The organism is Aggregatimonas sangjinii, assembly GCF_005943945.1.
In the GTDB taxonomy this organism is placed as follows: Bacteria; Bacteroidota; Bacteroidia; order Flavobacteriales; family Flavobacteriaceae; genus Pelagihabitans; species Pelagihabitans sangjinii.
The window spans coordinates 1,760,469-1,781,465 of the sequence record NZ_CP040710.1; the positions used below are offsets into that span (position 1 = coordinate 1,760,469).

Below are 20,997 nucleotides of genomic sequence, written 5' to 3' on the forward strand. Positions count from 1 at the left end.
TATGTCAGATTCGCCCAACAAGCAAAAGCAGTCCCAGCTTAAAGATAAACCATACATAGACCAAATAAAGGAGAAATCGGATGACCTTGCCAAATATGGCGGCTTTGATTTATTGGAATCAGCTATAGATGACGTTCAAAACCTAAATCCCGACCGTAAGGCTAGGCGAAAGATGTTCCTCACTGAGAACAATAAGAAAAAGGAACGTGATTCGTTGTTGAAAATCTTATCGCTTTGGTCTGAAACGTTAAAATCGGGCGATGACATCATTTCTTTGGTACAATCTGCCGATGATAAGGCAAAGGAATCCAAAGAGGTATATACCAAGAACATGAAAATGGCCTTGGAAGAAACAAGGGAATTGGAAACGTCTTATCGTTCCGTAGCCTTGTTTTATCGAAATACCGATATGCCATCCTTGAAAAATGTTACCATTGTCAACGCTGAACTGGATCAACTTACCGATTTGGATAATACGCGGTTTTTCGATTACATCAGGGAAGAGCTGGTTTCGAAATACGACCGTTTAGATCTCCGGGAAAATTATGGTCTAATGGTACTCCCAGGGTATTTGGGTTCAAAATCGGTGGTGGACAAATGGGCAAAAATGGCTCATGAGAACAAAGTCACCCTAGTCACCGACTTTGCCCACTTAGACGAGCCGGACGATGTTATGGAAATGTTCGAAAGTGCCAATTTAGCGAGTGGCGACATGTATCTTTCCAATACCATCATGACCTGTAATTGGTTAGTGGGTCGCGGAAAGGCCGATGAAGTTGGCGAGCAGGACGATATTCACGTACCTCCTTCCGGTGCCTTGGCAGGTAAAATATACAAGACGTTGATGTCTCAAGTTACCGCTGGTAAAAAACACGGTGGCCTTAGTGAGGTAGACGGTGTGCGTTTTGATTTGAGAAAGAGTGAAATTGCGAATCTAGAGAACCTAGGGCTTGTACCGATGGTCAATGAGTATGGTAAGGTCATGGCGTTCTCTGCCAAGACCTTATTTAATGGCGATAATCTAGGCCTACAGACCTATTCCGTAGTAAGGGTTTTTGATTACATTACTAAAGTGTTAATGGACTTCTTGAACAGAAGGGCCTTTGAGAATTTCAATGCCAAGACTAAAAAAGAAATCCATAACCAGATCGTTCGCTTCTTGGATGAAGTTTCAGGTCCGGACAAACTCATCGAGAATTTTGAGATCAACCGTTTTGAGCAAGATCCCAATCAAAAAGATAGGATTTACTTGGATGTGCGCTTAAAGCCGTATTTCCCGGCCAAGAACTTTTTAATCAAAATGGACGGACAAAAAGGCGACGAAGGCGCCGAATGGGATACGGATTACGAGCAAAGCAAGTAGTCGCAATCCGCTCCGCTGTAGAGTACCACTAGAAAATAACATAAAACCCCACCGCTATGTCTTTTTTAGCAAAAATGATCGTTGACGGCACAGAATACAATGTGCTGCACTGTACCTATAATTTTGAACAACCGATGGACAGTACCGGCAAACCGGCCGGCAAACCTCTCGGTGGCCAAATCATGGTGACCATTGAATCCCAAGGTAAGTTCGATCTCTTTCATTGGATGTCCTCGCCTGACCAGACCAAAGACGGATCTATTATCTTCTTCAAACGGGATGCCATGTCGCAATTGCAGAAAGTGGAATTTATGAAATCGTACTGCGTTAGTCTCGAAGAGGAATTCGATGCCGATGACGCCATCCCGATGCAAAAACGAATCGTAATCTCTGCCAAGACCATCAAAATCGGTGATATGACCTTTGAAAATAGTTGGGGAGTGTAAAAAACACATTTAAAGGATAACCGTAAAATGAAGTATCCGAAAAATTTATTTCAAAGAATTTCGGAACTCAGTTTTTCAAACTTTAGTATTCATAAGATACTTTAAGTTCTGTGAACTACAGTCAAAGATTGACATACTACTTTATGAAAGAAATACTATAAAGTTAGAGACCATTTAATAATACTAGTTTAAACTTCTCCTATCCCTCAAAGCCCAAGAACTTAGGTATGCACTTCATATCTTGAAGAAGATGTACATCCACCACTTATTTTCGAACTTTCTTTCTATAGCTTACCATTTAAGGCGATAATAAGACCATCGATAAACAAAAGTCTACAATTCCTACAATTTTCAATCTCTTTCATCACCCCAAGAGAGAAAATTTGTAAATTGAACTTCCTCCACAAATACCATAGCTAACGCGAATTTCGTATTTCCCCTTTTTAAACTTAGCGCATTACACCAGTCGGCACAACGTACAATATCCTGTTGACAAGCCCTACATGCAATGAAAGCAATGAACTTGTTTTCTTTTCATTTGTTTTTCGGAATCGGGCGGGGTTCGGACATGCGTTAAAAAAGGCAATAGCATGAAAGAACTACAGGTTTACGGTGAAAAACAAAAAGAAGGTTCGGAAAACAGGCTTCCTCAGGGCATTTACACCGAATTTGAACATATAGCTACCGTTGCACTCTCGTCCACAAGATCAAAAAGCCTACAACAGAAATTCAAGGTAGCGGAGGATTCCGTTATCGTACTTCATTTTCAGGACGGTTCGGAATGGATAGGGCACCCCGACGATGTACAGGAAATTTATGGGAACACCGATGAATTGCGCTCCGGTGTGAGCGAGTCGTTTGTTTTCGACGCCAATGTGGGCACATCCGACACCACTAGGGGCGTACTCCAGCGCATACTCATCAAGTCGATGAGTATGCTACGATTAAAACCGGCAAAAGACCTCGTAAAAATAACGGGAAAGGAGTTGGCCCAAGGATACGACAATAGGGTACAACCCACCCCGGGATTATACCATATCGACAAAAATTTTAACCTGAAACCGACCGCGGGTAATTTAGAAACCTTGGAACCATATTTACTCCTTGTTCACGGTACCCTGTCTACGGCAAAAGAGGCTTTCGGACAGTTGCAGACGGGAGGCAAGGCAATATGGGACGAATTGTTCGAATTGTATGGTGGGCAGATGCTTGCGCTCGAGCATAAAACGCTCTCGGTTAATCCGATACAAAATGCCATTGATTTTCTAGAGCAGTGTGCTACCGGCATTCAAATCGATATTATCAGTCATTCCAGAGGTGGACTTGTCGCGGATATTCTAGCCATGTGCGATTCTCGGAATACGGTCATCGGGTTCAGTGCCATCCAGCTGGGCATCGTAAAGGAAAAAGATAAGGTTTCACATGCCCTCATGCTCGAGATCAACGCTCTGGCGCGCCTTAAGCGCATTACCGTAGGAAAAGTGGTTCGAATTGCCGCCCCATCCAGTGGTACGACCATTTTATCGAAGAGAGTCGATCACTTCTTCAATTTAATGTTGAACGCGGTTTCCCTAGCCCTAGGGCCTGCTAGTCCGTTATATACCTTGGCCAAGTCTTTCCTCTTGGAATTGATTAAACTGAAGGCCGATCCTGAAGTCATGGCCGGTTTGAACAGTATGGTTCCCGATTCCCTCTTTCAAAAGGCACTGAATACACCAGGAAATGTTGTAGTAAGCGATCTATATACAATTTCCGGTGATGCCGAAGTAGGAGGTTTTAATCTGAATTCCTTGAAGGTGTTGTTGGCGAATCTCTTTTACGGAACCGCAAACGATTTGGTCGTCGATACAGGGAGAATGCTTCATGGCGTTCCACGATTGAACGGTGTATTCAACTTTCTATCACAAGATGAACGGACCAATCATTTCAATTATTTTGGAAATGAAAACACCTGTCAGGCCATCATGCAGGCCCTGAACGCCACTGAGAAAGAACCTGCCATAAGTTACCAGAAGGAAATCGAAGCGGCCGGAGAGCGAGGGGTCGTTCTTGATCTATTTTCTTTAAAAGGTGTGCACTACAGCGAGGCCCATGTTTCAGGAACCCGGAACATCGTCATATTGGTGCCCGGTATCATGGGCTCGACCCTCACTAGAAATTCGGACCCTCAATGGGTGGAAATGAGCGAAATCAATAAGGGGGGCATCGCTAAAAACCTATCGATAAAGGCTACCAATGTTAGCGCGGAGGGCGTTATCGAAAAATACTATGATGATTTTGCCAAGTACCTTTCAAAGGATTACGATGTGGTGACTTTTCCCTATGATTGGCGTAAACCGTTGAAAGAGGCTGCCACGAAATTCAAAAAGGTCTTAGAGTCCACTTGTGGCCATCCTGGAAGGGAAGTACATATCATCGCCCACTCCATGGGTGGCTTGGTTACGCGACAAATAATGATCGACCATCCAGATACTTGGGACAATTTCAAGTCGAATTCCGACAATAAATTTGTCATGTTGGGGACGCCCTGGTTGGGTTCCCATTTGATTATGGAGGTGCTTACGGGCCATAGTTCCCGAGTAAAGCAGTTGGCCATGATCGATTTTAAAAATGATCGGGAAGACCTCTTAAAAGTTTTTTGGAAGTTTCCTGGAGTACTTCAACTGTTGCCGATTGGGGAAGATACGGAGTTCGCACAGGTCAAATTTTGGAATGCCTTAAAAAAAGAAGCAAAAATCGGTCGAATGCCGGATGCCAGTTCCAATTCGGATGAATTGGGCGCCTTTAAGGAGTACCGGAAACAGGTACGCGACTTTTTAGGGTCACTGACACAAGAAGATTTTGAAAACGTTTACTATGTCTGTGGCAAAGCGGAACAGACTGTGTTCGGGTACCGGTTAAAAGACCGGATATTTTCCAAGAGTAAGCGACTGGAATACTTGGCGACCTCCCATGGCGATGGTAGCGTAACTTGGGAAACGGGCATACCAAAAGCCCTAAATCCCTCAAATCTGTACTATGCCAATACGACTCACGGCGATTTGTCCGTCGAAAAACAAGTATTCGAAGGGGTTTCTGAAATATTGAAATTTAAAAAAACGGCCAAACTCGGTACAAAACCTCCTCTACATCGGGGTGGGGAACGTATAAGTGTTGTAAATGAGTTTGCCGAACCGGCCACAAACCCGACAGGTGTAATCAATGCCCTGTTCGGTAACGAAAAAGCAACAGCCCCCGTTGCGGAGGAAATAGCCGTAACCGTCGTTAATGGAGATCTGAAAATAGCGAGTTATCCCGTTATGGTCGGACACTTTTATAAGGATATTATTTTTGGGGCCGAAAAAGCACTGGATAGTTATTTGGACCATCGCTTGTCACAAAGACGGGATATCGGTTATTACCCAGGTGGAATAGGGGAGAGCGAGGTTTTTTTCAATCTCAATACCAATCCACATGGGGCGATTGTCTGCGGACTGGGAAGCACCAACCGGCTCACTCCTTTTCTACTCTCCAAAACCGTGGAAATGGCCACCCTAAAGTATGCCATGTTCATGCGGGATAATTATACGCTGCCAAAGGCAAAGAAATTTGCCAAGGGCATTTCCTTTATCCTTATCGGCATTGGTTTTGGAAAGCTGCCGATAGAAGCCTCCATTCGTGGGATTTTAATTGGGGTCACCAATGCCAATAACTATATCAAGAAAACCGGTGAAGGCCTGCGATTGATCAAGGAAGTCGAATTCGTAAATTATTACGAATCCATAACCAGCTTGGCCTATTGGAGCATTAACAGGATGACAAAATCAGATCACCGTTTGGCCATCGATCTACAACCAGGCGTGGTCAAAAAAATAGGCGCCAAAAAGAAACAACTTTTAAAAGACAGTCAGGAAAACTGGTGGCACGATTTTGATATCAGCGCCATCAAAGAACCTTTTGATACCGATAATCCCAGTTATCGTCCCAAAACTATTGGTTTCTCCTACAACTCTTCGGGGGGGTATGCCAGTGTACAACGGGAACAGGTTTTTATTTCAATGGACGATATCAATATCCTATTGGAACAAATGGCGTCGACTTCCAAACGGGACAAACGGCTGTCAAAAGCCTTGTTCGAGCTTATGATTCCCAACGAATTCAAAGATATTCTTAGAAATCAGAACAATGTGCTAATCAAGCTGGACAAGGAAGCGGCACAGATTCCGTGGGAAATGTTTTATGATTCCGCTGCGGATGAGACACCCGTATCGGTGAACTCCGGTTTTGTGCGTCAGTTGATCTCCGATGACCACGAAACACTTACCATGACCGCTATTGGCAACAATAATGCGTTGGTCATAGGGGATCCGCTCTATAAAAACGATAATTTACCGCAGCTGCCCGCTGCAGAGGAGGAAGGTGTTCGACTGGCGAACAAACTTTCGGTACATAAATATGCAGTAGATTCCTTGATTCATGGTACCACTGCGGCCATAATGGAAGAATTGTTCACGGGCAGGTATAAAATACTTCATTTTGCGGGTCACGGTATTTATGATTTCGAAAAAGGCAAGGCCGGGGTGGCCATCGGCAACGGTATTTGTATCGATGCCGCCAAAATAAAGCAATTGGGCTATGTGCCGGAATTCGTTTTTATTAATTGCTGCTTTTCCGGCGTCATCAACCGCGATGATGATATTTACTCAAGGGAAAGGTATCGCCTTGCAGCCAATGTGGGGACCCAACTTATCGAAATGGGCGTAAAGGCTATTGTGATTTCGGGTTGGGCGGTCGATGACGGAGCGGCAAAAACCTTCTCCGATACGTTCTATGACAAAATGCTTGAGGGCTACCGCTTCGGTAACGCCGTACAGGTAGCGCGAAAGGCTTGTTTCGACAAACACGGCAATACGAATACTTGGGGTGCTTATCAATGTTACGGTAGCCAATATTACCAGTTTAAAGACAGTACAAAGCAGCGCAAAAAGGATTACGAATATGTCGTGGCCTCACAGGTGTATACCGATTTGGACAACCTCTTCGTTTCCATTCGCTACAAAAGAAGAACCCGGGAGCGGACCCAGAAAAAATTGAACGATATCATTGAAGGTGCGGAACGGGCAAAACTATTGGATTCCAATATTTTAGAAAAAGAAGCACTTATCTACGATGAAATGGGCCTTTTTGACATTGCCTTGTACAAGTTCGAGGAATTGTTCGGCTCCTCTGACGGGGACTTTTCCATAAAGGCCTTAGAACGTTTTTGCATTATCAAGAGTTATAAGCTCGAAAAGGATATGCTGGATGCCGATATGGAAAAAATCCGAAACCTCATTCTCATCGGTAAGAATTCAAGTCGATTGAACATCGTGGGCAATGCCTATAAATTGGCTTCCGAACATCTGTCGAAAAAGGATAAAATCGACTTTCTGGAATTGGCTTGGGGTTACTATTATGATGCTTTGGTCGCCAGCGCCGATCAGCATGATGGGGACTGTCTTGATGCATTTTCAAATGTGGTACTAATAGGACATCTGCTAGAAAAACTCGGGGAGCATACGCTGCTACATCGCTTACGAAAAATACCGGAACTCGAAGACCTTGATGATGTTGTAGCGTACCTAAACGGGAAAAGTAAAGAACTCGAAGATTGCGACGAAACGGAGCAGGACATCTCTATTTTAATCGGTATGGCGGAAGTCGATACCTGTCTGTTATTGCTGTCGGACGAAAAATTGGATGACGTCAAGGAAAAAGTGATTCTAAGGTTCAAGAATATTTTTCGAATGTTTCATAGCCCAAAATATCTACTGATGGAAGAAAAGCAAATCGATTTTCTCTTATCAATGAATTTGGGGAAAACTCAAAAAGAAGCCCTAATCGAAATTCAGGAGGCGTTGAAAAAAATGCTATAATTCGAACGGGTGGTTCTTTCCGGAAGCAAACAAAACACCATTTTATAGAAGTTTAAATTACTATGTATCAATGCCTTTAATAGGGTCAAATCAAAGCCAGAGATGAACTTGAATATCAGACTATGTACAGGAAAAAATGGGGTCGGAAATGTGCGTCGTAAGTATTGGAAAGAATAAGAAAAATCCAAGTATTCTGGAATAGCATCAATAACAGAAGGGACGTCAGCGTAATTAAGTAATACTACCAGCCAAATCATCATGCGAGCCGACCTTTCTGCCTACCGCCTTCATGGTACACGTCCATAGTCTGCCTTTGTACTTTCCAATCCCTGATAAGGAATACGCTTTTATGAATTTGGTTTCAGAAAGTCCCATAGGTTACCTAATTTTAAGTATCAAATTTAGAAAATGAAGATACAAGGATTTAGTAAAAGCAATAGTAGTACACGATTATGGTTTCTACCGGTTAGACGAAGTATTTGTCTTTTCACCTTGCTTATGGTAATGCCTCTTTTATACCAATGTCAAGGGCAGACTTCCGAAACAAGCGAGTTGTACACGTATAAAAAAGGAGACCCCAACGGGATTGGAAAGTGGTATATGGGTCGCGAAATCGCCCATGTCATGGGCTTTCAAGGAATGGGCTGGTTGGAACGCCCTGAACGGGAAAAAGAAGAGAACACTGCTACCTTATTGCAGCACATGAATATAAGTTCCTATGATACTATCGCCGATGTGGGTGCCGGATCGGGATACCATGTATTTAAAATGGCAGCCCTTGCGGATAAGGGATTGATTTATGCGGTGGATATTCAAGAGGAAATGCTTGCGGCCATTCAACAAAAAATGAACGAAACCGAGCTGCAAAATATCAAAACCGTAAAAGGAACCGAAAAAAGTGTCGCGCTTCCCGAAAATTCGGTGGATAAGATATTAATGGTCGATGTATACCATGAATTCAACTTTCCGGTCGAAATGATCGCTTCAATGAAAAAAGCCCTGCGCGCCGATGGTAAAATCTATTTGGTCGAATACCGGGGAGAAGATGCCGAAGTACCCATCAAAAAACTGCATAAAATGACTGAAAGTCAAGCAGTAAAGGAAATGGAAGCCGCGGGTATGAAATTGGAACGGAATTTCACCAAACTACCTTGGCAACACTGTATGGTGTTTATCAAAGAATAGACCGGCCGTACTTCATGAAAGGATGTCAGGTGATATAATCTATACTCTTTTCTACCGCCAGTTTCCTCCAGAAGTGTCCGCCTGTGGCGGAAAGTAGTGGTAAGGTGGCTAACGGGAGCCCGGAAATATAAAAACTTCGAGTTTATTTTCGCAGGATATCGAACCTTGCTGTGGGCATAGCTTTTAAGCGCGCTTCTTGAATTAGCTTGCCAGAACGGTCACAAACACCGTAGGTCTTATTGTCAATTCGAGTCAATGCACTTTTAAGTTCCCTTGATTTTCGCTGAAGGCTTTGTATACGTCGTTTATCCTTGGCTTGTTCTTGGAAATGTTTGCTACTCGCATTGTAGTCGATATTGCTATTGGCTAGGCGCTGTCTTTGCTCTTTTCGATTGCTTTTTAGGGTATCAAGTTCTTCAATGGTTTTCTTTAATTGAGCATCCAGAATGGCTTTAAATTCTTTCAGTTTTGCGGGACTATATTGGGTGGAATTATCGGACATGTGACTTTGTTAAGAATTAGAATTTACGTTTTGCTTTGATCAAAAGTAAGCGTATTCGGTCTAATTTATATGGATTCTATAAATAGTTTCATTTTTGACCTTGACCATCAGAAGCGCATATCTTAGGAAATCAATCTATTTCTTTAAAAGCAAGTCCCAATGCTGTGGCCACTAGTTGCACCTGTCTGCCTGTGGAGGAAACTAGCGGTAGCGGGAATTATGCGATTACCTCTCTGCGGCAGGCAGGTTCTTAACGGAACGAGCATGATGCTCGCGCTAGTGGGGTGCTTTCTTTAGCCGCCACTTGTTACAAACTAGGGGTAGCGTGGGCTTTAGTCAAAAACCAGTGCGAGCGGAGGGCTAATAGGTTAAAATTGTTCATCAGAATCAAATTCTGCATTAAGAAAGGCTTTCATATCTTTTACAAACTCTTCCTGCATATGAAAGTCAATGTATTGCTCTATTTTTAAAATATTTGAATGTAATTGCGAAGTATTAAATTTTTCCATCCTTCTTTCATAATGAGCAAAATCATTTCCAAGCTTAAATGTTGTCTTTATTTTTTTACATAATGATTTGATTTCTTTAAGTTGTGGCTTTATTACTCCGAATTTGGTGTGCTGTTTTACTTCGAATTCACCATTATTTATTTCATAAAAGTATGTTATTAACCTTCCTATTGTATTATTTAAAACCTTTTCCTCAAACGATGGCAAAAGAAATAGAAAGTAATCCTTTATAAGAATTTCAAGTGCTTTTCGAAAAATCATTCCAGAACTGTCCTCAAATCCAATGTTTTTAATAATAATAGCTTCTTCAAGAATTTTATAATACCGTCTACTTAGCTTTTTAATATTGTCTTTTTCTTGCAGAATACTGGGATAATCCTTTTTTATTAAATCGAACCACAAAGAGAGGCGATGTTTTAAGGATGCGAAATCTTTAAAGACAACAGATACTGTATTATTAAAAGTAGACTGGAAATAGTCTAGTTCAAAGTTCTTGCCACTTCTTTTAATGGTTGCAATTATAAATTCAAATTTGGGATGTTTTATACTAATTCCTACATTTTTTTCTATGGTCAATCTTAGATCTACTTCTTTAGAGATTAAGAGTTCAAGAATTTCCGATTTTTCCCTTTGATTCAGAATCATATTTGTGTTAAATACAAAATTATAAGATGTATTAGAAGCTATTTTAAAAGTTAAAAATCTTCAGTTATGAATTGGCGTCAGATTATTCTACTCCCGAGCCACCACAACATGAACATGGACTTCCGGAGACATGTGTCATATGCTTTCGCAAGTTACCTATTGATTCATTTATACTGCTGTCCCAATTTTTAGAGTTATCACTAGTTGTTTTTAATTCCAATACTAGTTTTTTTAATTGAAAGTTAATCTCAGACTTGTCCATAATTTAAACTTTTGTGGTTAATACTTGACTTAATAAAGCTTCATCCATCAGACGATAAGCTTTTTTTATATCTTCAGAGATACAATCCTTACAACTTTTGCCTTTTCCAGGAAGCTTTGTATCAATACAAATTAACTGGTCGTATAATTCTTTGTAGGCCTGCCAGTAGGATTGATATAGTATTGACTTTTCAATCACATCATGATTCCATAAAGATGCTGTTAATGATAAGGCGTTTATTGCTTTGACTACATGTGAAGTTATTAAATTGTTTGGGTCAATATCATGAATATCTGCCCATGCCATATGCAACGCAATTACGCCCTGACGCTTGGCAATTTTCTTATTTGTTGAAGTTGCCCTTTCCGCAATCGCGTTGGATTTCTTTGATTCTCCAATTGCATAAACGCTAGCTATTACCGCACCTATGGAAAAGATTAACGTCCAAGTCTCTAGATTTGTCATTATGCGAAAATAGTCCTAATCCTACATTTAAGAAATCAAATCTTATTGGTATTGTTAACAATTAGAGTTGATAATGCCACTTTAGCTTGCATAAGTGCTACGCTTGTAACCATATAGATTTTTTATCAATTCCAGTTTCTTCATATTGTTGCGAGCATGAACAGGATGCACGTCCTATTGGGGAAAAACTACCTCTAGCTGGAGTTATTACAATATTTTGTTCTTAAATAATTATATTCAAGTAGCTGCTCGAGGTTTAATTTACTTGAAATAACAACAATTATAAGCGCTTTTTAGTACCGCCTTTGCCTTCCGATAGAAAGTGATTTTATTCAATTCCCCATCGAAGATAAAAAGCAAAAAACGGATCAGTAATATGTAGAACCCTCTCTTCTTTATCCCAATCTATGACAGGCGTTGATGACTCGTCTGAGGCGGCTATTTCAGACATTTTATCTAATACTCTTGTTACCTCATGGGCTTGTGGTTGCGCTAGCGAACTGACATCTCTTATCGCATTCCTTAATGTTTCATATTCGATTGTTTCTAATCCTGGGCGTATTTGAGAAAGCGCATGAAGAACCAATCCATATATATCTGTTGTTGAACCATTACTCAATTGCCTCTGGACTCTGTCCGCTCTTTGTCTAGGACCTTTACTTAGTTTGTCAAAAATAACCTTACCTGTATATTCAGCGACACTCTTAAATAATGTTTTTTCATCAATAGAATTTATGGCAATTTTGTCTTCTAAGGTTTCTTTTACATTGTGGATATTACAAATTTCGCGACAAAATTCTTGCATTAAATGTGGACTTCCAATGGCTTCTGAAGCGAGTTTTCGAATAATAGAATCCGACAAATCAATATTAAGAATAGGAAATCCTGCTGCTGGGATTTCAATTAATTCCTCTACTTTCCATGGCGGAACTGCTATGGTCTCAATTCTTCCAGTCATTTCACGCTCAACTTTCACTGCGTCTAATCTTCGATGCGGTATTGCTATGAAAATAACGGGTAGACCATCAAAAATTAGGGATTTAACAGCTCTAACTAGCTGGCCTTGTTGTTCCCGTGGTAAATAATGAAAGTCATCAATTATAAGAGGTCTTTTGCTTTCCCTTAGTGCTTGCAAAGCTATTGTTTTAGGATTACCTTTTCTACTTACCGCACTGGCCTTACTATTCTTAGATGCTAGTGATGCAGAAGCCTCACCTTTTAACTTAAAAAGTAGTAATTGACTTTCTGCACCTCCTTTAATTCCACCTTGAGTGGTACTGTCTTTAGATTGTGTTTTCGTTTTATCAACGAAAACATTGAGCTGTCCAACTATATCTAGCCAAAAATCCTGTTCTGACGAAAATGAACCACCATCAAACCAGATTGTCTCCGTTTTCGGAAATATCTTATTTGTCAATACTGTTTTTCCTGACTTTGTTGAACCGGTCATCATAACGAGTTTACACAAGAAATCTTTAGCTTCTTCTAAAGAACCTTCTAGCTTCAAATTTTTGCGAGGATTATATGTGAAAGTTGGCTGCCCTCCAGGAATAAAAACTTGGCGTGCTCTATACTTTTGTTTTTTACTAAATATTCTCATTTGTTATTTTTTCATTAATTACAATGTTTGGATACAATAACACCTATATCTTGTATATCTACTACAATGTAAAAATCAAAGAAGTAAAATCGCACAAATACCGACGAACCCCCTTAATAAATAGTTTTCCGTAAAAGAAGGGCACGGTTTCGTTTGTAATCTTTAAAAATCTGTATACTGAGATTCACTTTTTTATTTAATCGCTAAAATTCGAACAAAAGTTTGCATTGACCTTACGGTTTTCCGTAGTGGTCGCAGTCTTTTTTGAAGTATCCTTAAAGTTACAGCAGGCCCTGCATCAGCTTTTTAACCTGATTACCTGCATACAGCGCTTGCAGCATAGTATTGTAGGTAGCAGTAAAACGCTCATTTTCCGCCAACGCACCAAACAGGGTTTCTTGCTTGACAAACGCCAACCGATTATTCTCAGTTTCCCGGGCCGCTTCGTGCAGTTCACCCTGCATCACATCAATAATTTCGAGTGGTTGCCCATTTTGGTCCACTTCTTTATCGCTGTAATAACACCAGGCCGCAATAACCAAGGTGCCGTATTGAATGCTGCCCTCATCCGATAAATTCTCTTGTATGGTGGGAATTAAAAATTTGGGTAATTTCGCCGAACTTTCCGAACAAATACGGCAGACACTGTCCTTGATATTCGGGTTGGCAAAACGTTCTTCAAGGCTGTTTTTGTAACTATTCAAATCGATTCCTTCCAGCACGTTCAGTACCGGACTCGCTTCCTTATCCATAAAGGCTCTTAAAAAGGTGACGAAGGTGGCATCTTCCATACAGGCATTTATGGTCGGGTGCCCATGAATGGCCCCGAGAATACCTAATACGGAATGTCCGGCATTCAACAGGCGAAGCTTCATTTTCTCATAGGGCTTTACATCAGGAACGAATTGCACGCCTACCTTTTCAAACTCAGGTCGCCCATTTGAAAAATCATCCTCGATTACCCATTGTATAAATGGCTCGCAGGTTACAGGCCATTCATCCTCCATGGCATACGTATCCCTTAGATAAGCGATATCCGACGGGGTCGTTACGGGCGTAATCCGGTCGACCATACTATTGGGAAAACATACCTCTTCCTCGATCCAACTAGCCAAAGACTTGTCTTGTTCCATTGCAAAAGCCAACAGCATCTTTCGTGCAATATCACCGTTATGTTCGATATTGTCACAGGACATAACGGTAAATGCCGGTATTCCGTCATCACGACGTTTTTTAAGGGCAGCGGTTAGAAATCCATAAACCGTACGCGGGTCGTCAGGATGCTTTAATTCATGCTGTATATCAGGGTTTTCAAAGTCGAATGCTCCCGTAGACGGATTAAAATTATAGCCCCCTTCGGTGATGGTGAGCGATACGATTTTGGTGGCGGCATCGGCCATACGATTGACGACGGCTTGGGCATCATCAACACCCAATAGAAAATCCGTTATCGATCCTATTATTCGCAAAGCTATTTTGCCATCGGGATGCTTCTCGATCAAGGTGTACAGGCAATCCTGTTTTTTAAGGATGTCATGCATTTTCCGATCTCCTTCGCGGAGCCCTATGCCACATATGCCCCATTCCGATGCACCGTCTTTTTCTTGAAGTAAATGCGTGTAGTAGGCCTGGTGCGCTCTATGGAAACCGCCCACCCCAATATGGACCATGCCTGTTTTACTTTGCTCGCGGGAGTAGGTCGGCGTGGAAAGCCGGTCTTTAAAATGCTCGATATTTTGTTCATTAAGTGGCACAACAGGTTCCATAATTAGCTTGTTTTCCTATTTTTTTCAACTTTTAAGGCTATGTAGGCGGTAACGAAATAGATGAGGGTGCAGATAAAGGCGTAATGGTAAAAAAGTTCCCGATTTTCGACATAAGCACTCTCGTTGCTGCTTCCGAACATCACATTTCCTGCAAGGACCAGGGTAATCAGTAAGACAAGAATCGCTATTGTTTTCAGCACTTTCGACCATACACTTCTACCAGCCTTGTGCTTTGGCTCCTTTTTGGCTTGCAGGAGTTGGTATTCGGCGATTTGCCCTTTTTGAATTTGCTCATTTTTTTTGGCTTCGGGATAGCGCTCTTTGGCTCCATATCGGGAGGCCAATAGCGTATATACCAAAATCGTGAAAATCCATGTGGGAATAAAGAGATAGAAGAAAGACATGACATCAAGCGCGTTCAGCCCAAAGCCAAAAACCAGTCCTAATGCCCAGGACGCTACGGCAGGGGTACTAAAGGTGAGTTTACGATAAGAAGACCAATAACGGGTGAAGCCTATTCGCGGAAATATCTGATGTTCGGCGAACACAATGCCCCCAACGGGAACGACCAAAAGCCCAGCGTAGGTCAAAAGTGGGAGTATTTGCGAGAATACAAATGGGAAACAGGCAATCGCGATGGTTACCAGTCCGACCACGATCGTTGTCCTTTTACGGGAATGGTTAAAGAAAATGGCCTGGGCGGCCAAACCGGCCCTGTACAGATTGGTAATCGCGGTAGTCCATCCTGCCACGATGACAATGACAAAGCCCGACCAACCCAAGGCGTAGTAAGCCACGTCACCGGGGTCGAGCTCTACAATCGTTTTTCCAAGAATGACGGCCGCTCCCGCACCCATAATGCCCGCAGCGATCCAGGCAATGAAGTGCCCGAACATCATTCCCGTGCTGGTAGCCAAGCCGTAGGACTTCTTTTTGGCATAACGCAGCAAGGCCATATCGATAAGACCAAAATGGGTGATGGTATTGGCAGCCCAAGCAAAGCCGATAACCTCTATCAGTCCGATACCGGGGGCACCATCGCTATCAATTCCGGTCCAAATGGATTGATCGCCCAGGGCGATAAAATCCGACCAACCGGCCGGTAAGGTTTTGTCCAGGACATCTAAAGACAAGGCGGGGAGGAGCACCATAGCACCACTCGTAAACATGACGAAAAGCCAAGGTGCGCAGATGCCCGAGAATTCGGATACGGCATTAAAACCATAGAGCGCTATGGACACGACAACGATACCTACGGCAATCACGATAACGATAAACCATAGATTGGTAGGGTACCAATTGAGTTGCGCTGGAATATCGAAGGCAAAGCGAACGGCGGTAGCAGATACCGTAATCATGGCGGCCGATATGACGGAAAAGATGATCACATTGGCCCAGTTATACAGCTTGGTCATCGAATCGCCAGCAACCTTGTTGAGATAGGTATAAAGACTAAGACGGGTATCGACCGCAATTGGGGAAGTAATGAAGGTCCAGCTGAGAACGGCCAAAACATTACCGATCAATAACCCTAGCAGAATATCCATTGTTTTGGCACCCAAAGCCACAAAAGTCGCTCCTATGACAAACTCGGTAGCGGCAACATGCTCGGCCGCGTATAGTCCGGCAAAGTGTGTCCAATCGTGAAGTTTATGCTTGGCAACCGGGAGTTGTTCTTCGTCTAAATCTTCGAACTGTTTAAAATTTTTGGCTGCGGACATAGGCTATTTGGCTATCTAGTTTGAATTTCTAAGCAATATTGAACTGTTCATTATTTTGACGAACCCCTCCCGATATTGGGCACGGAACTGGTTAGTATGTAAAATGAACAATATTACAGGCTTACAATTTAAAGGTTTTTGGGTCAAGGCTTGAATTCGTTTGATCTTTTCTTATGGATTCACCGTCCGGACATCGACCAAATCAAAATTTAATATTTTTAAAATTCCCTATTTTAAGCTCATCTAATTTTAACAAATTTCTTGTAAGTTGACTTTAACAAGCTTATTAAATTTACCGGATGAAGTATAACCTTTCCATTTTAATTGCGCTTTGCGTATTCCTCTTACCAGTACACCCATCGATTTTTGGCCAGTCTACAGACGCGGAAAAAGGACGTTTTCCTCAGGAAAATGACACCGTTAGCGAAACGGGTAGTTATCCGCCAAATCCGCTCGGGAAATATGACGAGGCCTATTATACGCTGGACCACCTGAATAGGAATATCGGATTGCCTCCGGAAAAATTTAATTTCCAGACACCCCAGTCCACTTTGGAGCACTTCGTAAAATCCGCTAAAGAAGAAAATTATGAGGATGCCGCGTACGCCCTCAATCTCAACTTATTTCCGGATAAGCTTACTCTAGAAGAGGCTGGACTCCTCGCCGAAAAATTTTATTTCGTGTTAGATAAAAGAGTGGCTATCGATTGGGATGAACTACCAGATCGTCCTGACGGACAGACCGATGTACAAACGTCTACCAATCAGGCCATTACAGGGAAACCAAGGCGGAGTATCGAATTCGGCAAATTGAAAATGGGGGTTCGGGACGCTGTTTTTAGGATGCAGAGGGTAAAATTGGAGAACGGTGGCGCTTTTTGGATGATATCCCCCAATACCGTTGAAAATATCGAAAGTCTCTATGAGATTTACGGACCGCGCAAGCTGGACAGAATGATGCCCAAATGGTCTCGCGCCAACGTGCTTGGCGTTTCCATCTGGAAAATATTAGGGACATTCTTACTGCTTATCATTTCGTATGTTCTCGGTAAACAAAGCAGTAGGATAGTAAGGAAACTCTTCTTGAAGTCGGATAAAAGATGGATGCGAATGGTGGCCAATAAAATGGCCGCTCCCTCCGGTTTGGCATTGGGCGTGCTGTTCTTTTATGTGACATTGGAATATCTTATCTCTTTCGGCGGGCCTTTTGCCCGGATATTCTATACCATTTTATTGGTTGCCCTAATCGGATCGATCGCCTGGTTCGTGATGCGCTTGATAAATGGTTTAATGATCTACATTGCCGAGACGTCCTTAGGCGATAAGACCTTGAAAGAAGATGTGGAATCCCGCAAGTTGCTCACATATATCTCCGTGGCTAGACGCCTTGTCACCATTATTGTCATCGCAGTTGGACTATCGATTATCTCATCCCAATTCGAGTCTTTGGAAAAACTGGGGATATCGCTGCTGGCTTCCGCCGGGCTTGCATCCATTGTTCTGGGTGTGGCGGCCCAGGATACGCTTGGCAACTTTATCGCTGGTATCCAGATCGCACTTACCCGACCCGCACGCATAGGCGATACTATCCTTATCAGGGATAAGCTGGCAGTTGTGGAAGACATCACCTTCACCTTCGTAGTGGCCAGGACATGGGACCAAAAAAGATTGGTCATTCCTTGTAAGGAAGTGGTTTCTTCGATGTTCGAAAATTGGTCTATGAAGAACACCCATGTCATCGCCCCCATAATCATCTATGTGGATTATATTACCGACATAGCGCCAATCCGAACTAAATTCGAAGCACTCTTGAACGCCTCCGAACTTTGGGACAAAGAGCATGAGGCGACCATCGAGGTCATAGAAATCACTGAAAAATCAATGAAAATCAGGGCGCTTTGTAGCGCTAAAAATGCCGCGGATGCTTGGACACTTGAGTGTAAGTTACGCGAAGAACTGATGGCTTTTATCGCGCAGATGAAGAATGGGAAAGTCTTGGCTACAGACCGATTAATCGAGACTGAGGTCGATAGTGACTTCAATCCATCCTAATACTTCAGAATTTTTTTATCCTTTTATTCTTGCGATTTCACGGTAGGCCCTCGAAGTAGGTGCTACCCGAATTTTTTATTTAGTATCTGCCATGCCGGCTAAGCTAGCAGTCGAGATATGCGTTTTGGGAGAACTACATACGAATACATTCTTTCCCCGCTAAGTATGCGCAATTTTGGGTTTTGTAGGTTAGGAGCTTTTTGAATTTTGGCCTTTCCATGCCTCAAACTCTTTTTGAACAGCTGCGTCCGTTAACGGATAGAGTCCTACAATAGATTTCCCGTTTTGAACCTGTTGGATGACGAACGCTTCGAATAGGGTAATATCCAGACATTCGTTGGCAACTTCGTCGGCCAGATGGGCAGGAATGACCATAACCCCGTCATCATCACCAACTATGATGTCTTCTGGAAAGACGGCTACATCGCCACACGCAATCGGCTCGTTTACGGCAATGGCCTGATGCAGGGTCAAATTTGTGGGGGCCGAGGGTCGATGGTGGTATGATGGCATATCCAAATCAGCAATTTCCGCGGAATCACGAAAGCCCCCGTCGGTCACCATTCCCGCTACACCGCGAACCATTAATCGTGTCGCTAGGATAGAACCTGCCGAGGCCGCTCTGGCATCCTTTCGACTATCGATGACCAGCACGGCGCCTTTTGGACATTCCTCTACCGCCACGCGTTGCAAGTGTCTGGGATTCTTGAACACCTCGATAGGATTCAAATCTTCGCGGGCTGGAATGTAGCGCAACGTAAAGGCTTCCCCGACCATGGTCGGTTTGCCCGGTTTCAGTGGTTTTACCTCCTGAATAAATTGATTTTTAAGCCCCTTTTTAAAGAGACAGGTAGCTATGGTTGCCGTGCTTACCTTTTTTAACTTCCCTATGGTATCGGCTAGTTCTCCCATAATATTGATGTATTCCTTGTTTCGATTATTCTGCGCTTTGCCAAGTTTGCTGTAGGAAGGTCAGGTCTTTTTTCATTCGAGCAAACACTTCCTTCTTGTCCACCGTAATGACCGAATTCCCGTGTTCCGCTCCGCCAAGAGCATACTCCAAGTGGAGTGAGACCGGCACGTCGATATTGTATGCTCTTAAAAGGGAAAAATAACGATTAAAATCGACCATACCTTCGCCAAGAGGTGTATTTATTGGCTTCCATTTTCCGTCAACCTTGCCCCATTTAAAATCCTTAATCACAATGGATTTAATAAATGGCTTGATGAGCCTTAACCCGAGCTCCCAACTAGTACCACCCTCCACCACGGCATGCCGGATATCGTATTGACAGCCTACATGTTCATTTTTTGTAGCATTTAAAATAGGAGGGAGGTCCCAAATCGGCGCTCCGACATGATTGCCCGCATGGTTTTGATAACAACCGATCAGCCCACATGTTTCATTGAGCATTTCCAGCTCTCTTGCCTGTTTCCCAAACGTAGTTTGACTTTCTTCAATCGTACGGCCCTCCGGATAGGTGAGCCAATCCGTACGATAGTGTGAAAAACCTAACCCACCTGCCGATTCCAATACAGTTTTGTTCCGCGAATCATGAGCGTCCCAAATAGCTGTCGTCATCATTTTGGGTGCTATGCCATACTTTTTCATGGCATCGACAGCTTTTGGCAAATCATCGGCCACTCTCTCAGGTAGCACATGCCCTTTCGGTCGTACGGTTAAGTCTAGACCATCAAAACCCATTTCAGCCGCCGCCGCCGCCATTTCATTATAGTCTAAAAACTGTAGGTGTTTTGAAAATAGGTGCACGCGCGGTTTTTCGTTCCATTTCACGGTCGAAGTGTAGGTAGTGCTCCCAAAGGTAAGAAAGGGCAGTGCTCCAGCGGCTGTCGCCGTTAGTTTGGTAAAATCTCTTCTGGAAATGGAATTTTCGCTAGCTTTCATCGTATTGGAGCAGAATTATACATCTTTCGGGTAAAATTATGTAAAAGATTTGCAGATGTGGCAAATATATGTATTTTTGGTAAACCAAACTGGTTAACCAATTTTTATTCAGCATGGAAAACAAAAATTTTATTGTCATTCTAGTGGGTGTGTGCGGGACGGAAAAGAGTGCGATTGGTAAAAGAGTGGCTGAAAAATTGGGAGTGCCATTCTTTGATGCGGATAAACTGTTCAGTTCCGAAGAGCGGCCTAATGCCATGCTGTTGCAAAACGGTAAATTAGAAAAATGGCTACAAGCCATCGAGGAGTTCGTTAGGGTCCAATCGATTCAAAGGGGCTGTGTAGTCTCCTGTTCCATACTAAAGAAAGCGCATCGAAAGAGATTGACTGCCAATATCGATTGTGAATTGGACTGGGTATTTATGAACGACTCTTATGAGAATGTTGCCAACCGTTTTGAAAAGTTGGGAAACGATGCTGTTGCGCGTACCGCGCTCCAGTCGGATTTTGAAATACTTGAAGCCCCAAAAAAAGCCTTGACCATTGATATGAGCTATTCGGATGAGGAAATTCTAACGATAATCCTAAAATATATGGCGCGAAAATACGGGTGATACCGAAGACGCTCCCCCTTTCATACCCGGATTATTCTGCTTAATTTGTTCGGTAAGCGAAATAACTT

The 20,997-nt window shown here is 42.7% G+C and carries 15 protein-coding genes; 6 read left to right on the top strand and 9 right to left on the bottom strand.

Features of this window, described 5'->3' with window-relative positions; genetic code table 11:
• Position 1 precedes the first annotated feature (1 nt).
• From FGM00_RS07185 to FGM00_RS07195, 3 genes are all read left to right on the top strand, one after another.
• Entirely contained in the window at positions 2–1,363 is a 1,362-nt protein-coding gene (locus tag FGM00_RS07185) for a DUF5458 family protein (protein ID WP_138852243.1), read from the top strand.
• 56 nt (positions 1,364–1,419) lie between these two features.
• Positions 1,420–1,809, top strand: a complete 390-nt coding sequence (tssD, locus tag FGM00_RS07190; protein WP_138852244.1) for a type VI secretion system tube protein TssD — start codon at positions 1,420–1,422, stop codon at positions 1,807–1,809.
• Between the two features lie 590 nt (positions 1,810–2,399).
• The gene (locus FGM00_RS07195) at positions 2,400–7,703 is read left to right on the top strand and encodes a DUF7379 domain-containing protein (RefSeq protein WP_138852245.1); all 5,304 of its coding nucleotides are present in this window, start codon (positions 2,400–2,402) and stop codon (positions 7,701–7,703) included.
• Positions 7,704–7,934: 231 nt separating this feature from the next.
• Here FGM00_RS07195 and FGM00_RS19785 read toward each other — a convergent pair whose 3' ends face one another.
• A complete protein-coding gene (locus tag FGM00_RS19785; protein ID WP_175416200.1) occupies positions 7,935–8,078 on the bottom strand; it encodes a hypothetical protein in 144 nt (47 codons plus the stop codon).
• Positions 8,079–8,111: 33 nt separating this feature from the next.
• Here FGM00_RS19785 and FGM00_RS07200 point away from each other — a divergent pair, with 33 nt between their 5' ends.
• The gene (locus FGM00_RS07200) at positions 8,112–8,888 is read left to right on the top strand and encodes a class I SAM-dependent methyltransferase (RefSeq protein WP_317130266.1); all 777 of its coding nucleotides are present in this window, start codon (positions 8,112–8,114) and stop codon (positions 8,886–8,888) included.
• A 142-nt stretch (positions 8,889–9,030) separates the two neighbouring features.
• Here the strand turns inward: FGM00_RS07200 and FGM00_RS07205 are convergent, their stop codons facing one another.
• The 6 genes from FGM00_RS07205 to FGM00_RS07230 form a co-directional block, all read right to left on the bottom strand.
• The gene (locus tag FGM00_RS07205; protein ID WP_138852246.1) at positions 9,031–9,390 is read right to left on the bottom strand and encodes a TraR/DksA family transcriptional regulator; all 360 of its coding nucleotides are present in this window, start codon (positions 9,388–9,390) and stop codon (positions 9,031–9,033) included.
• Positions 9,391–9,758: 368 nt separating this feature from the next.
• Complete coding sequence (locus FGM00_RS07210) at positions 9,759–10,544, bottom strand: hypothetical protein (RefSeq protein WP_138852247.1); 786 nt, start codon at positions 10,542–10,544, stop codon at positions 9,759–9,761.
• A 265-nt stretch (positions 10,545–10,809) separates the two neighbouring features.
• Complete coding sequence (locus tag FGM00_RS07215; protein ID WP_138852248.1) at positions 10,810–11,271, bottom strand: hypothetical protein; 462 nt, start codon at positions 11,269–11,271, stop codon at positions 10,810–10,812.
• A 328-nt stretch (positions 11,272–11,599) separates the two neighbouring features.
• Positions 11,600–12,871 (bottom strand): P-loop NTPase family protein, encoded by a 1,272-nt coding sequence (locus FGM00_RS07220; RefSeq protein WP_138852249.1) that lies wholly within the window; start codon positions 12,869–12,871, stop codon positions 11,600–11,602.
• A gap of 281 nt (positions 12,872–13,152) precedes the next feature.
• The gene (locus tag FGM00_RS07225) at positions 13,153–14,637 is read right to left on the bottom strand and encodes a mannitol dehydrogenase family protein (RefSeq protein ID WP_138852250.1); all 1,485 of its coding nucleotides are present in this window, start codon (positions 14,635–14,637) and stop codon (positions 13,153–13,155) included.
• Positions 14,638–14,639: 2 nt separating this feature from the next.
• The gene (locus FGM00_RS07230) at positions 14,640–16,358 is read right to left on the bottom strand and encodes a purine-cytosine permease family protein (RefSeq protein WP_138852251.1); all 1,719 of its coding nucleotides are present in this window, start codon (positions 16,356–16,358) and stop codon (positions 14,640–14,642) included.
• A gap of 299 nt (positions 16,359–16,657) precedes the next feature.
• Between FGM00_RS07230 and FGM00_RS07235 the strand changes: the two genes are divergently transcribed.
• Complete coding sequence (locus FGM00_RS07235) at positions 16,658–18,409, top strand: mechanosensitive ion channel family protein (RefSeq protein ID WP_138852252.1); 1,752 nt, start codon at positions 16,658–16,660, stop codon at positions 18,407–18,409.
• A gap of 189 nt (positions 18,410–18,598) precedes the next feature.
• Here the strand turns inward: FGM00_RS07235 and FGM00_RS07240 are convergent, their stop codons facing one another.
• Both FGM00_RS07240 and FGM00_RS07245 read right to left on the bottom strand, forming a co-directional pair.
• Positions 18,599–19,321: a ribonuclease activity regulator RraA gene (locus tag FGM00_RS07240; RefSeq protein WP_138852253.1), complete on the bottom strand. Its 723-nt coding sequence runs from the start codon at positions 19,319–19,321 to the stop codon at positions 18,599–18,601.
• 25 nt (positions 19,322–19,346) lie between these two features.
• Entirely contained in the window at positions 19,347–20,315 is a 969-nt protein-coding gene (locus FGM00_RS07245) for a sugar phosphate isomerase/epimerase family protein (protein WP_138852254.1), read from the bottom strand.
• Positions 20,316–20,428: 113 nt separating this feature from the next.
• Between FGM00_RS07245 and FGM00_RS07250 the strand changes: the two genes are divergently transcribed.
• Positions 20,429–20,929 carry a shikimate kinase gene (locus FGM00_RS07250; protein ID WP_138852255.1) on the top strand — a complete coding sequence of 167 codons (501 nt, stop codon included), beginning with the start codon at positions 20,429–20,431 and terminating at the stop codon, positions 20,927–20,929.
• Positions 20,930–20,997 lie beyond the last annotated feature (68 nt).